Below are 14726 nucleotides of genomic sequence, written 5' to 3' on the forward strand. Positions count from 1 at the left end.
AGATTTATTTCTTTGCTTATTGGCTGATTGTCGGGTTAATTACTATTTTTGCAGGCTGAAAATTCGGCAGGTCCAAATTTTGTTAATCAGATAATTAAAGCACATCTTTCATGGGCGATACAGCCAGAACATACGATTTTGAAAAGGGCGAAGTTTTGCTTTTTGACAAAGCGCTCGATTGGACTTCGTTCGATTTGGTTCGAAAGGTTCGTAACCATCTGACTCGTGCAATTGGCGTTAAGAAGCTGAAAGTGGGGCATGCAGGTACGTTGGATCCGAAAGCTACCGGCTTGATGATCCTCTGCACAGGTAAGGCAACCAAAAGTATTGATAGTATTCAGGCTCAAGTGAAAGAGTATGTTGCAACGATCAAATTGGGAGCCACGACGCCTTCTTTTGACCTCGAGTCGGAAGAGGACGCAACTTACCCGACATCACATATCACCCTTCCATTAATCCAGGAAGTACTTAATGATTTTAAAGGCGAACAGATGCAGGTTCCGCCCATCTTCAGTGCTGTTAAAGTTGATGGCAAGCGTGCATACGAACATGCCCGTAAGGGGGAGGATGTGAAGCTGAATGCCAAATTGATTCAACTTTACGAGCTGGAGGTCGTAGAATTCGATGGCACGAATTTGGTGCTTCGTGTGGTTTGCAGCAAGGGCACTTATATTCGCGCATTGGCCCGCGATTTGGGGAAAGCGCTGAATTCGGGTGCTTATTTGACGGGTTTGAGACGCACTAAGGTTGGTGATTATCAGATTGGAGAGGCAATGTCGCTGGAATACTTTCTAGAAAATTTGAATCTTTTTGTAACAAATTAGAAAACGCCCCGTATAAGGTAGCTTTGAATTGTGGCGAGCTTTTTGTTGAAATTAGAAGTTGCCGAAAACATTGAAAATATTCAGAAATAGATACGTATGAAGTTATCCAAGTTTAAGTTTAAATTACCGGAAGAACTAATTGCTCTGCATCCGGCTCAGAATCGCGATGAATCGCGTTTGATGGTTGTTGATCGCAAAACCAAGAAAATTGAGCACAAACTATTTAAGGATGTAACCGATTATTTCGACGATCAGGATGTGTTGGTGTTTAACGATACCAAAGTATTTCCTGCCCGTTTGTACGGTAATAAAGAGAAAACCGGTGCTGAGATCGAGGTTTTCCTGCTTCGTGAATTGAATCGCGAGCAACGTCTTTGGGATGTTTTGGTTGATCCGGCACGTAAAATCCGTATCGGTAATAAATTGTATTTCGGCGAAGACGATTTGTTGGTGGCCGAGGTAATTGATAATACAACTTCTCGCGGAAGAACACTTCGTTTCTTGTTCGACGGGCCTTACGACGAGTTTAAGCAAACATTGTACAGTTTGGGCGAGACTCCGCTTCCTAAGTTCATTCAACGTCCGGTTCAGCCGGAAGATAAAGATCGTTATCAAACGATTTTTGCGAAGCACGAAGGTGCTGTTGCTGCTCCAACCGCAGGTTTGCACTTCAGCCGCGAGTTGATGAAACGCTTGGAGATTATTGGTGTCGATTTCAGTTTTGTTACGTTGCATGTTGGTCTTGGTAACTTCAGAAGTGTGGATGTTGAAGACTTGACCAAGCACAAAATGGACTCAGAGCAGATTTGGATTACTGAAGAAGCCTGCGATGTGGTGAACAAAGCGAAGACCAACAAGAAAAATGTTTGCGCTGTTGGAACAACCGTGATGCGTACACTTGAAAGTTCGGTTTCAACTCAAGGGTTTTTGAAGCCCTACGAAGGATGGACCAATAAATTTATTTTCCCTCCTTACGAGTTTAGTGTGGCCAACCGTATGATTACAAACTTCCATTTGCCGTTGTCAACTTTGATGATGATGGTGGCTGCTTTTGGCGGTTACGATTTGACAATGGAAGCTTATAAAGAAGCAATCAAAGAGGGTTACCGTTTCGGTACCTACGGTGATGCAATGCTGATTCTTTAGAATTCAATCTTTCGAAATATTCAAGGCTATGCGGTTTTTCCGGATAGCCTTTCTTTTTTTGCGGCGACTGGTCTGCTTGTCGCGAAATGTTATCTTTGCACGAAACAACAAAAATGACTACAGGACCCCGCATTACGATATATACCGACGGAGCAGCCAAAGGAAATCCCGGCCCGGGAGGCTATGGTGTTGTGCTGATGTCGGGTCAGCACCGGAAGGAAATGTCGGAAGGCTTCGAGCTTACCACGAACAACCGTATGGAGTTGTTGGCAGTTATAATCGCCTTGGAAGCGCTGAAGGTTCCCAATAGCCAGGTGACGATTTATTCGGATTCAAAATATGTGGTTGATGCCGTTGAAAAGCGATGGGTTTGGGACTGGGTCAAAAAACGTTTCAAGGGGAAAAAGAATGCCGATCTTTGGCAGCGTTTTTTGAAAATATACGACAGGCACCAGGTTCGTTTTGTATGGGTGAAGGGGCATGCTGATATTCCAGAGAATGAACGGTGCGACCAACTCGCCGTTGAGGCTGCTACGGGGCCCGGTCTGAAAAAAGACTTCGGATATTTACAGGCTCAGGATAACTAAATCCGAATGTTGGTACCCTTTGTCGTGTCAACTAATTTGTACATTTGCTTCCATCAAAAGAATTCGGTTTCATGAATGCACTTTATCAGCTCGGAATATACTTTTACCGATTGGCGGCCGCTGTCGCATCTCTTTTTAACGAGAAAGCCCGTTACTTTCATCGTGGGCAGAAACAGGTTTTTGGCTATTTGAAGCAAAACTTCCCTGTTGATTTTAAGGTTGTTTGGGTGCATTGTGCTTCGTTAGGCGAGTTTGAACAGGGCCGTCCGCTGATTGAAGCGATTAAGAAGCAACATCCGCAATATAAAATTCTACTTACGTTTTTTTCTCCCTCGGGCTACGAGATCCGTAAAAATTACGATCAGGCTGACTTTGTTTGCTATTTGCCTGTCGATACGACTGGAAACGTCCGCCGCTTTCTGGATTTAGTCAATCCGCAGATGGCCTTCTTTGTGAAGTATGAGTTTTGGAAGAATTACATGGAGGAGCTTTCCTCTCGAAATATTCCTTTGTTTTTGGTTTCTGCTATTTTCCGACCCGAGCAGTTGTTTTTCAAATCGGGTGCACGGGCAAATTGGTATCGGAACGTGTTGAAAAGTGTTGCGCACTTCTTTGTTCAAAACAAGCAATCGGCTGAATTGCTTTCGAAGTTTGGTTTTACGAACTACACGATAACCGGAGATACTCGCTTTGATCGTGTCGCTGAGATTGCTGCGAACAGAAAAGATTTGCCCATTGTTGAACAATTTAAGGGTGATTCGCAGTTGTTGGTTGTGGGTAGTTCCTGGCAGCCTGACGAAGAATTGCTGGTTGCTTATTTGGAGCAGAATCCGAACGTCAAGATGGTCTTTGCCCCGCACGAGGTGAAAGAGACGAATGTAAAGCGCTTAATTGGCTTGGTTCCCGTGCAGTCAGTTCGTTATACACAGGCTGAAAAGACTGATTTGGCAACCGCGCGTGTATTGATCGTTGATTGCATCGGCGTCCTCTCCAGTATTTATCGGTACGCAGACGTGGCGTATATTGGTGGCGGCTTCGGTGTTGGTATTCACAACACGCTTGAAGCGGCTATATATAATGTCCCGGTTCTTTTCGGCCCCATTTATCTTCGTTTCCAGGAAGCTGTTGAATTGGTGCGCCGGGGATTGGCTTTCCCTGTTCAAACTTCGCCTGAAGTTTGCGGGAAGTTGGATGAGCTTTTTGGACAGCCGCAAACTTTGGTTCAAATTGCCGAAGGTTGCCGCCAATTTATGGATGAAAATGTTGGTGCTACGCAACAGATTCTTGAAAAAGTTTTTAACAATTAACAAATTTCGAAACTTCCCCAAAGGGCATTACGTAGCAGGCGGAATTGTCCCGTAAATGCTTCATTTTCCGTTAACTTTTTCTCAGTTGTGCTTTCCTAAATTTATCGTTTTGGTAAACATTTTTTAATTATCAAATATTCAACTAGCAGGTAGTCATCAAATTAACGTATTGAAGTTGATAACTTTCGGTCATTCTCCAAAATAAAGTATTCCATTTTTTTGACTCGGATATTATCTTGCATGAAGGAAAATTGACGTAAACAAAACTGGTTTCTCTCTTTGTAAACAATCAGTTAATTGCATTAACCCTTCTTAATTTTTTGGTGTATGGCTTTTAAAAATGCGGTTATAGCGCCTCAAGTGGGCAAGGAGACTTTCTCCCAAGATGAAGCGTTCCAGGAAACGCTCAAGTATTTTAACGGCGACGATCTGGCTGCTCGCGTATGGGTAAACAAATACGCGTTGAAAGATTCGTTTGGCAATATCTACGAACAAAGTCCGGATGATATGCACAAACGTTTGGCGGCGGAAATCGCACGAGTTGAAAAGAAGTATGAAAACCCGATGGGTGAGCAGGAAATTTATCAGTTGTTGAAAGACTTTAAATTTATTGTTCCGCAAGGTGGTCCGATGACCGGTATTGGAAATGATTACCAGATTGCCTCCCTTTCTAATTGCTTTGTAGTTGGAAACGAAGGTAACTCTGACTCTTACGGAGGTATCATGAAGATCGACCAGGAGCAGGTTCAACTGATGAAACGCCGCGGTGGTGTTGGACACGATTTGTCTCACATCCGCCCGAAAGGCTCTCCTGTGAAGAACTCGGCATTGACTTCAACCGGCATTGTTCCGTTTATGGAACGTTACTCAAACTCGACTCGCGAAGTGGCTCAGGATGGCCGTCGCGGAGCGTTGATGCTTTCGGTGTCTATTAAACACCCCGATTCAGAAAAATTTATCGATGCCAAGCTGGAACAAGGGAAAGTTACCGGGGCAAACGTATCGGTAAAAATCCACGACGACTTCATGAAGTCGGTTGAAAGTGGAAAACCATATAGCCAACAGTATCCGATCGATGCTGAGGTTCCTACTTATTCAAAAGAAATTGACGCGAATGGATTGTGGCAAAAAATTGTACACAATGCCTGGAAATCAGCTGAACCGGGAATCCTGTTCTGGGATACAATCATCAAGGAATCGGTTCCGGATTGTTATGCCGACTTAGGTTATAAAACAGTATCGACTAACCCTTGTGGTGAAATTCCATTGTGCCCTTATGATAGCTGTCGTTTGCTGGCCGTGAACCTGTATTCGTATGTTGAAAATCCATTCACCTCTCAGGCTAAATTCAACTTCGACCTGTTTAAAGAGCACGTTGCTTACGCACAGCGGATGATGGATGACATCATTGATCTGGAGTTGGAAAAAATCGACGCTATTATCGGAAAGATCGATGCTGACCCGGAAGGTGAAGATATTAAACATGTGGAACGCAGCCTGTGGGAAAAGATTCAGACCAAAGCCCGCGAAGGCCGTCGTACCGGTGTTGGGATTACTGCAGAAGGTGACATGTTAGCAGCTTTAGGCTTGTGCTACGGAACCGACGAAGCAACTGATTTCAGCGAAGAAATTCATAAGACTTTGGCTGTAGAAGCCTACCGTTCATCTGTAAAAATGGCGAAAGAGCGTGGCTCATTCACTATTTATAGTGCAGATCGCGAGAAAAACAACCCGATGATTAACCGGATTCGCAAAGAAGATGAAGCGTTGTATCAGGATATGGTGAAATACGGTCGTCGTAATATCGCGTTGCTGACCATTGCACCAACCGGAACAACCAGTTTGATGACTCAAACAACTTCGGGTATCGAGCCTGTGTTTATGCCGGTTTACAAACGTCGTCGTAAAGTGAACCCGAATGACAAAAATGTTCGTGTTGACTTCGTTGATGAAGTAGGTGATAGCTGGGAAGAATACACTGTATTCCACCACAAATTCATCACTTGGATGCGGGCGAATGGCTACGAAGTGAAGAAGAACTATCCGCAGGATGAGCTGGACGAATTGGTGAAAAAGTCACCTTATTACAAGGCAACTTCAAACGATGTTGACTGGTTGAACAAAGTTCGTATGCAGGGACGTATCCAAAAATGGGTTGACCACTCAATCAGCGTAACCATCAACTTACCTTCTGATGTGGAAGAAAGCTTGGTAGGTAAACTTTATTTCGAAGCTTGGAGAAGTGGTTGTAAAGGTGTAACCGTTTATCGCGACGGCTCTCGCTCCGGAGTATTGATCTCGAACAAGAAAGAAGATAAAAAAGAAGGTGAGTTCTCACTCGGGTTCCCTACCAAACGTCCGGAAGAGTTGGAGGCAGAAGTTGTACGTTTCCAAAATAACAAAGAAAAATGGGTTGCTTTCATCGGTTTAATCGATGATCTGCCTTACGAAATCTTTACCGGTTTGCAGGATGACGAAGACGGTATCCTATTACCTCGTTCAGTTACAAAAGGAAAGATTATTAAAAACCGCGATGAAGACGGTAACTCTCGTTATGACTTCCAATACGAGAACAAACGCGGATACAAAACGACAATCGAAGGACTGTCATACAAGTTCAACCCGGTATTCTGGAACTACGCGAAATTGATCTCTGGAATTCTTCGTCACGGAATGCCTATTCACAAGGTTGTGAACACGGTGACCAGTTTGCAGTTGGATAACGACACCATTAACAGCTGGAAAGCCGGTGTTGCCCGTGCTCTGAAGAAATACATTCCGAACGGAACAATTGCTGAAGGTGCTGCTTGCGGCGAATGCGGTTCTAAAAATGTGATCTACCAGGAAGGATGTTTGACTTGTCCGGACTGCGGATCATCAAAATGCGGTTAATTAAAATTTGTGCCATACAAGAAAGGCTGACCAATTTGGTCAGCCTTTTCTTTTTATGACGGGTGTAAAATTATAGCTGGTTGAGGGTTTAATTCCCCATGTTGATTTGACTGTTTATTTTGTCATTTTTAGCCTGATCAGGAAACTTCAGCGAATAAAGCATCGCTTCAACCTGGCGCAGATAGTTGCGTTTGTCGAAGCGCGGAGCGTAAACAAATCCGTCGGCTACTACAATGCGGTTATTCGAAGCATCCAGCACGGCGAGGCTAACAAACGGCCCGCCCATGAAGTCGTGTTCTACGCGCCATAAACCACGAATTTCGGCTGCATAGTTGTTCTTATAACTAAATACATTCATTGTTACCGGAAGGCGATGCTCGGTTACCATATAGCTTCCTGATGAAGGTCCTTCGATGTATTTTTCCAGAACTGAATCCCGTTTGGCCAGCAAGTATGATTCGGTAAACGTACTGTCAGATGTGTAGGGAAAAGAGTACACTGCAACGCCCTGCATGATTTCGGGAGTATCGTAACGCATCCACATAAAGTCAGTTCCCTCCTTGGCCACCTTAAATCCAACCGGTACGGTGAGGTCTACATTCAACTTTTTTAAGGCCGGTTCAACGCTCTTTTCACTGTATTTCGCATAATTGCCCATTAAGCGATCGCGTTCGGCCTTCAACAAGTATGCAACAATCCGGCTCGAGTTGGCATTAAATACCTGGTCGAAATCTTCAGACGACTTCGCTGAAATATTGACAACAGCTTGCGGCCATGCCCAGATGTCTTTTTTGAATTCAACTTTGGCTGAATCGATACTGGGCGAGATGCGCACGTTCACAATGTTGCGGCTCGTCTTAAAAATCTCCTTGAATGCGGCAGGTGGGACACTGATCAGGTCGAACAAAGGTTCGGCTTGTGGTAAAGAGATCTGTGGTTGAGCCAAAGTTTGCCGGATTGTTTCACCGACATTGCCATCCCATGTTTCTTTGGGGATCACGACCACGACTTCTCCTGCTTTGCCGGTTACTTTTTTTCGAAGTTTGGTGTCGTCCTTGCACGAGCTTAAGATTAAACTTAGGCTGACGAAAACAAAGAAAATGAGGCTTATACGTTTCATGTTGCTGATTTTTACGGATGTGTAAGGATTTATACAAAAATCTTACCAGAGTGCGTGTTTTTGAATGTGTTGATAAAAAAAATCCCGCCAAAATATGACGGGAGTGAATTATGTGTGTTGAAGTTTATTCTTTAACTTTTCCTTTTGGAGAGCTATCCTCTTCATCGTCGTCCTCTGAAGATGCCTTTTTGAATTCCTTCATTCCTTTTCCAAGGCCTTTCATCAGCTCCGGAATTTTGCGTCCTCCAAATAACAGAAGAACAATAACCAATATAATGATGATCTCCTGCGGACCGAACATTCCTAAAATAATTGATAACAGCATAGCTAAATAAGTTTAACGGTTTCTACAAAATTAGAAAAAATATAGTTGCTTCTTATTTAAAGAGTTTAAATATGTCGTTGGCATTGGCGAACAGCACCAGAGCCAGCAGAATAATCATACCGGTGATTTGTGCGTATTCCAGGAATTTCTCACCGGGCTTGCGTCCGGTAATCATTTCAAACAGGAGGAAGGTCACGTGACCACCATCCAGTGCCGGAATTGGCAGCAGGTTCATTACACCCAGGATGATCGACAGGAAGGCTGTCATGTTCCAGAATGCGTACCAGTCCCAGGCTCCAGGGAAGATATTACCGATGGAGATAAATCCACCCAATGACTCGTATGCTTTGGTTTTTGGCGAGAAAATCAGTTTGAACTGTTTCAGGTAATCCTTCACTGTATTCACACCTTTGTTGATCCCCGCAGGAATTGATTCGGCGAAGGTGTACTTGGTGGTTTTCGTTTGGAGATACGACATCGTTTCCTCATCGAAATCAGCCTGGAAGCCCAGTTTACCCTCTTCTGAAACAACTACAGGGATGTCCATTGGTTGATTGTCGCGAAGGACGCTGACCGTAACTTGCTTTTCCTTATGTGCACGCAAGTACTTAATAAATTGGTCGTAGAACTGGAATGTTTGTCCGTCAACGCTCACAAACTTGTCGCCTTTTTCCAAGCCAGCTTCCGAGGCCGGGCTGTCTTTTGCAACTTTGCCCACCGAGCAGTCGAACAGGTAACGTGGTGTGATATCTACTTCGCCTTTGATGAGCGGTACCAGGTGTTCGTCGGTAATTTCAATGTCAACTTTCTGTCCGTCGCGCTCCACGGTAATGGTGTGCGCTTTGTCGAGTACTACAGTTGGTAGAATTTTCTGGAAGTTCTCGATGTATTGACCATCAACAGCCAAAATCTTGTCCCCGTTTTGCAGACCGATTTCTTCTCCGGCTTCATTGACCATGATACCGTACTTCGCATTTTCAGTTGGCAAATACTCGGTTCCGTAAGCATACAAAATAGCGATGTAAATAATGAAGGCCAGGATGAAGTTCATCAGTACGCCCCCGATCATAATCAACAATCGTTGATAAGCTTTTTTGGAACGGAATTCCCATGGTTGAGGTTCTTGTGACATCGCCTCTTTGTCCATCGACTCGTCGATCATCCCCGAGATTTTCACATAGCCGCCCAATGGCAGCCAACCAACACCGTATTCGGTATCGCCTTTTTTCACTTTAAAGAGCGAAAACCAAGGGTCGAAGAAAAGGTAAAACTTTTCAACCCGTGTTTTAAATAAGCGGGCAAAAGCATAGTGACCAAATTCGTGTAAAATTACCAGTATTGATAGACTTAAAATTAGCTGAGCAGCTTTTATCAGGACTTGTTCCATTCGTTTCTAGTGTGTTTTTAGACTTCTTTGTTTAATTAATGAAGTTGTTAACAATCGTGTTTCCTTATCGGTTTGAATATAATCATTCAAATCCGGATTTTTTATGAAAGCGACTTTTTGCATGCTTTCTTCAATGATGTCGGGCATTTCAACGAAACGTACTTTTTCGCGAAGAAATGCTTGTACAACGACCTCATTGGCTGCATTCAAAATGCAGGGCATATTGCCGCCTTTATCCATGGCTTCGTAAGCTAGTGCAAGGTTACGAAAAATTTTTGTATCAGGCTGTTCGAATGTCAGCGTGGGGTAATTCATAAAGTTGAAGCGCTCGAAATCAGAAGGCAGTCTCTGTGGAAAGTTCATGGCGTACTGGATTGGGAGCTTCATGTCGGGCAAACCCATCTGCGCTTTCATCGATCCGTCGCGGAACTGCACCAGCGAGTGCACAATGCTTTGCGGGTGGATCACCACGTCGATTTGTTCCGGTTTCAGATCGAACAACCACTTGGCTTCAATCACTTCGAACCCCTTGTTCATCATACTGGCCGAGTCGATGGTGATTTTAGCGCCCATGTCCCAGTTCGGATGTTTCAGTGCATCGGCAGTTGTAACGGTTTGCAATCGATCAAGGCTGAAACCGCGGAACGGACCGCCGGAAGCAGTCAGGTAAATCTTTTCAATCTCGTTCATGTGCTCACCCGCCAAACATTGAAAAATGGCTGAGTGTTCCGAATCTACCGGGTAGATGTTCACCTTGTTCTCGATTGCCTCGCGGGTGATAATTTCACCGGCAACAACCAGTGTTTCCTTGTTCGCCAGCGCAATGTGCTTTCCGGCGCGGATGGCGTTCAGTGTTGGCAGTAAACCTGAGTAGCCTACCATGGCTGTCAACACCATATCGATCGAGTCCATTTGCACCACTTGCTCCAGTGCAGCTTTGCCGGCGTAGATTTTAATGTCCTCGTCTTTTAGTGCTTCGGTCAGAATTTCGTAGCGGCACTCATTGGCCACCACTACTGCATTAGGCTTGAACTTGCGGCTTTGTTCAATCAGTAAATCAATATTATTGTTGGCTGTCAGCACTTCAACCTGAAAATGATCGGGATTTTGTTCGATCACTTCAAGCGCTTGTGTGCCGATAGAGCCGGTTGAGCCGAGAATAGCAATACGTTTTTTCATAGGTCAGCTTAAAAATCAATGTAGTCCTGAGGGTTCAGCGGTGTACCTTTGTACCAAAGTTCGAAATGCAGGTGCGGGCCGGTTGTGAGTTCACCGGTGTTTCCCATAAAGGCGATGGCATCGCCTGCTTTCACAACATCGCCCACTTTTTTCAGTAGCTCCGAGTTGTGTTTGTATACCGAGATCAGGTTGTTTTGATGTTGGATGTAAATCACGTAGCCTGTGTCAACTGTCCAGTCGGCGAAAACAACGGTTCCGTCCAGTACGGCAGAGATGCGCGAGTTGGGTAGGCCAACTACGTCGGTGGCAAAGTGATTAATGTCTTCGTTAAAACCGTCTGTCACCATTCCTTTTAATGGGCGGAAAAAGTGAATGTTGGCTAAACTTGTCGAGCTGTTATCACCTTTTTGAATGGAGAGGTCGAGTTGCTCTTCTAACAAATGCTGTTCAAATATCGAATCGTGATTATAGGTTTGCATGTTCAACTCAGCCGGCTTGAAGGTCGTGTCGACATTTGAAACCTGGTCGGCTGGAATTTCTCCGTTCATCAACGTCTGAATGGTTTTGAAATAGTTGTCGCGCAAAGCAAGCTGAGCTTCCAACGAGTCAACCATAATTGCATTTTTGACCATCAAGTCGCGAACGTTGCCCGACGGGTAACCGGGAATGAATTCTTTAACCGGCGTCAGTGCAATAATCAATACAGTAATAAAGATCAGGAATAAACCACCCAGCCCGAACATGAGAAACACATTGATTCGTGTAAGGCGGGTGCTCCAAACAGTTTGAAAAGAGGTGTCGTTATAGATGATGAGCCGATACCGGTTCTTTAGCTTTTCTAAAATTTTCTTTTTTTTCTTTTCCTTCATGCGCCCCCAATTGGATCGTCAAAATTAGCAAGATTAGGCAGATACCCACCTTTGCGGGGCTGAAATTAATACTTTTTAACGCAAGCAGAAAATTTAAAAATTTCACATTATAATTTGGAAATAGAAAAACTTGTTCTATATTTGCAACCGCATTCGGGAAATGAAACACCGAAAACGTTCAAAAAAAGACTAAAAATATTTAAGATATATTGCGGGGTGGAGCAGTTGGTAGCTCGTTGGGCTCATAACCCAAAGGCCGCACGTTCGAGTCGTGTCCCCGCTACTACAGCAAAGGAGAATCAAGAGATTGGTTCTCCTTTTTTATTTTCTTGGGATTAGTTGAGATTCCCTATTTCCCAAAGAATTTTCTGATTGGTGCTTTTATTTGGTTGTCTTTGTTTAACCAATCTTCGTAAAACCACGTTGCTACTGATTTAACTTGTCCCTCAACGGCATACAGGACGGCGTCGAAATACATTACTATGGCTAACCCATTTTGATCCTGCCCCTTGGTTATAGTTGCAGGGCTGCGCAAAGCTTCGAACGTATCAGTTGTCCCCGATTCAGAAATTAGTATCTGTGAATCTCCCTTTCCGACAGATAGTCTAAAGTCTTTTATTGATTGGATATCGTTTGTCACTTGGGCTGTCTTCGAGCGGCAAAAGGTTTTGTTGTGCAAGCCCAAGGTGTCGGCTTTTGACAATAGTTGAGGGTACCAGTTGATGCAGACATCGTCAACAAGAGTTTTTATTTCCTTATTGGCATTTTCGAAATCTCTAAATCCCATAAAAGAGATATAACCTTTTATTCCTTTGCTTTGAGCATAAAACAGACATGCTTTTAGCATATCGATGTTGCTGTATATACTGTCTTTTTTAATGGAGCTGTCAAGGTCGAGGTTGGCATAGTTTGATTCGTTATAATAGTATGGAGCTTCGTTGGCGATGTATATTTCATCAAAATACGATCCGTAGGTATCAATAATGTTTTTGATGTGGTTGATATACTTAAATCGTAAATCTGATCTTTGTTTTTTGGTTAAAGTAGTGTCATTAATAGTTACATATCCTTTATATTGGTTGTCGAGATGTGTGGTTGAAAGTTTCAACGCAGGGACTTTAATGTTGTACTTTGCACACAAAGAGATAAAGTCGGGAATTGACATTTTTCTGTCATCAATATAAAAATTTTTGCCATCGAACTCTTGGTATAGGCCCATCACTATTTCTTTTATACCGAGCTCAGCAGCTAACTTTATTCTCGTGTCTGTTATCGATAATCCGTCTCGTCCAGGCGCCTGGACGTTAATTCTCATTTTTACAGAAGGATGATAGTCTTCGTTATTTAGTTGACGTCGAGAGAATGTTGTGTTTTTGTTACTGCCATTCGTGAAAAGGTTTTTTATTTTTAGGCTGTTGTTGGTTGGTGACAACCAGGGGGAACTGTTTATATTAGAATTAAATGACCAAGACGGATAAGTCATGAAGATAAGAACGGGAAGAACTGACCATAAGAACATGATTGGCGTTTTCATATATTGAGAAAATTTCTGTTTCTGAATGTCTTTCATAAGTTACTAAATTTAACTTAGTAAGTTGATGGAAAAATGTTTATGCGATTGTATCAGAAGCTATTTCTGACATTGGGAAGGGAATGTTGCGAGTCGCAATAGTACGAAATGAAGATAATATATTTTTGTCGGTTGTAAAATGTGGTAATCTCAAGAGTAGACATCGTAAAAAAGGCTACCCAAATGGGCAGCCTTTTCAATTGTATCACAGGTCGGATTAATATTCCAAAACAAATTCTTCTTTTGGGTTGCGCACTTTTTTCATGCCGGCCAACCAGTCGCCCGAACCATCGCGGTAACCGATTGGAAGCATAGTGACGCTCTTCAATCCTTTTTCTTTTAATCCCAATAGTTCATCCAGTTCTTCCGGCGTGAAGCCTTCAACCGGAGTACAGTCAACTTTGAGCTCGGCTGCTTGCGCAATAGCGAGGGCAAAGCCAATGTATGCTTGGCGAGCAGTATGTACAAAGTTCTCTTCTTCTGTTTGTGGGAGGTAAGCGGCTTTCAATTTGTCGGTGTACGAACCGAAACGTCCGCGTGGAAGTCCGCGTTCATCGGTTGTGCGGTTGTAAATTGAATCGATACGCTCTTCGGTATAACGATTCCAGGCAGCAAATACCAATACGTGCGAAGCATCGGCCATGATCTCCTGTCCCCAGGCAATTGGAACCATTTTTTCTTTCAGTTCCTGGTTCGAAACAACAATTACTCTGAATTGCTGCAAGCCTGATGAAGTAGGTGCCATACGGGCAGCTTCTACGATTTTATCGACATCTTCTTGTGCTACTTTTCTTGTAGGGTCGTACTTTTTGGTGGCATAACGCCAGTTTAAATTTTCCAGTAATGACATGTTCTGTTTTCCTTTGTTATTGTTCGTGTAATAAAATATTCAACTGTTGCACGACTGCTTGTTCAGAATTTTCAGAACCACTTCTTTGAGTTCCGATAATTCTTCAGCCGTCACATTCATGGCTTCCATCACTTTTTGCGGTACCGAGGCTGCTTCAATTTTCAATGCCCGCCCTGCTTCTGTCAGGTTGATTTCAACCACTCGTTCGTCGCATGACTTGCGCGTGCGGATAATGAAGCCTTTGGCCTGTAAGCGTTTCAGCAGAGGTGTCAACGTACCACTATCGAGGTGAAGCTTACAGCCGATTTCGTTGACACACTGGGGGTCGGCTTCCCATAAAACCATCAGTACTAAATACTGCGGATAGGTGATGCCCAGTTCATCAAGGAACGGCCGATACCTGCTGCTGATTTCCCGCGATAGATTGTAAACGGGAAAGCAAGCCTGGTTTTTTAAATGTAAAGGATCGTCCATAACGTTTGTTTGTGTGAGCAAAGATAGTTTGAATTTAAATTGTGCACAATTTAATAGGCTGACATTTAATATTGAGATAACAATAGAGGATAAATTCATCTTATTTAGCGTTCAGCTGAACTTGAAACTGATTCTAGTGTTTCATGCTTGGGCATCAATGGATGCTTACTCACCAAAACGACTCACTCGGATTAGC

The 14726-nt window shown here is 43.5% G+C and carries 13 protein-coding genes and 1 tRNA gene; 6 read left to right on the top strand and 8 right to left on the bottom strand.

All coding sequences use genetic code 11. From position 1 onward, the window contains the following. Window positions 1-110: 110 nt before the first annotated feature. From truB to BC643_RS14610, 5 genes are all read left to right on the top strand, one after another. Window positions 111-824 (top strand): tRNA pseudouridine(55) synthase TruB, encoded by a 714-nt coding sequence (truB, locus tag BC643_RS14590; protein WP_120273780.1) that lies wholly within the window; start codon window positions 111-113, stop codon window positions 822-824. A gap of 96 nt (window positions 825-920) precedes the next feature. Beyond that, window positions 921-1970: a tRNA preQ1(34) S-adenosylmethionine ribosyltransferase-isomerase QueA gene (gene queA, locus BC643_RS14595; protein WP_120273781.1), complete on the top strand. Its 1050-nt coding sequence runs from the start codon at window positions 921-923 to the stop codon at window positions 1968-1970. 113 nt (window positions 1971-2083) lie between these two features. Further along, window positions 2084-2557 (top strand): ribonuclease HI, encoded by a 474-nt coding sequence (gene rnhA / locus BC643_RS14600; RefSeq protein ID WP_120274302.1) that lies wholly within the window; start codon window positions 2084-2086, stop codon window positions 2555-2557. Window positions 2558-2628: 71 nt separating this feature from the next. Continuing rightward, a complete protein-coding gene (locus BC643_RS14605; protein WP_120273782.1) occupies window positions 2629-3864 on the top strand; it encodes a 3-deoxy-D-manno-octulosonic acid transferase in 1236 nt (411 codons plus the stop codon). Between the two features lie 327 nt (window positions 3865-4191). Continuing rightward, on the top strand, window positions 4192-6756 hold the full coding sequence (locus BC643_RS14610) for an adenosylcobalamin-dependent ribonucleoside-diphosphate reductase (protein ID WP_120273783.1): 2565 nt from the start codon (window positions 4192-4194) through the stop codon (window positions 6754-6756). Window positions 6757-6844: 88 nt separating this feature from the next. Here BC643_RS14610 and BC643_RS14615 read toward each other — a convergent pair whose 3' ends face one another. The 5 genes from BC643_RS14615 to BC643_RS14635 all read right to left on the bottom strand — a co-directional run bounded on the left by BC643_RS14615 (window position 6845) and on the right by BC643_RS14635 (window position 11636). Further along, window positions 6845-7876 carry a DUF4837 family protein gene (locus BC643_RS14615; RefSeq protein ID WP_120273784.1) on the bottom strand — a complete coding sequence of 344 codons (1032 nt, stop codon included), beginning with the start codon at window positions 7874-7876 and terminating at the stop codon, window positions 6845-6847. Between the two features lie 124 nt (window positions 7877-8000). Further along, window positions 8001-8201, bottom strand: a complete 201-nt coding sequence (gene tatA, locus BC643_RS14620; protein WP_120273785.1) for a twin-arginine translocase TatA/TatE family subunit — start codon at window positions 8199-8201, stop codon at window positions 8001-8003. Between the two features lie 52 nt (window positions 8202-8253). Continuing rightward, window positions 8254-9588, bottom strand: a complete 1335-nt coding sequence (rseP, locus tag BC643_RS14625) for an RIP metalloprotease RseP (protein WP_120273786.1) — start codon at window positions 9586-9588, stop codon at window positions 8254-8256. 6 nt (window positions 9589-9594) lie between these two features. Further along, window positions 9595-10767, bottom strand: coding sequence for a 1-deoxy-D-xylulose-5-phosphate reductoisomerase (locus tag BC643_RS14630; RefSeq protein ID WP_120273787.1), 1173 nt, complete (start codon window positions 10765-10767; stop codon window positions 9595-9597). A gap of 8 nt (window positions 10768-10775) precedes the next feature. After that, window positions 10776-11636 carry a M23 family metallopeptidase gene (locus tag BC643_RS14635; RefSeq protein ID WP_120273788.1) on the bottom strand — a complete coding sequence of 287 codons (861 nt, stop codon included), beginning with the start codon at window positions 11634-11636 and terminating at the stop codon, window positions 10776-10778. 210 nt (window positions 11637-11846) lie between these two features. On the opposite strand from BC643_RS14635, the gene BC643_RS14640 reads away from it, so the two are divergent. Further along, window positions 11847-11919 (top strand) — tRNA-Met (locus BC643_RS14640). Between the two features lie 66 nt (window positions 11920-11985). Here the strand turns inward: BC643_RS14640 and BC643_RS14645 are convergent. The 3 genes from BC643_RS14645 to BC643_RS14655 form a co-directional block, all read right to left on the bottom strand. Next, window positions 11986-13206 (bottom strand): hypothetical protein, encoded by a 1221-nt coding sequence (locus BC643_RS14645; protein ID WP_120273789.1) that lies wholly within the window; start codon window positions 13204-13206, stop codon window positions 11986-11988. A gap of 217 nt (window positions 13207-13423) precedes the next feature. Further along, complete coding sequence (locus tag BC643_RS14650; RefSeq protein ID WP_120273790.1) at window positions 13424-14056, bottom strand: NAD(P)H-dependent oxidoreductase; 633 nt, start codon at window positions 14054-14056, stop codon at window positions 13424-13426. Between the two features lie 39 nt (window positions 14057-14095). Beyond that, the gene (locus BC643_RS14655; RefSeq protein WP_120273791.1) at window positions 14096-14530 is read right to left on the bottom strand and encodes a MarR family winged helix-turn-helix transcriptional regulator; all 435 of its coding nucleotides are present in this window, start codon (window positions 14528-14530) and stop codon (window positions 14096-14098) included. Window positions 14531-14726 lie beyond the last annotated feature (196 nt).

Source organism: Mangrovibacterium diazotrophicum, assembly GCF_003610535.1.
Lineage (GTDB): Bacteria > Bacteroidota > Bacteroidia > Bacteroidales > Prolixibacteraceae > Mangrovibacterium > Mangrovibacterium diazotrophicum.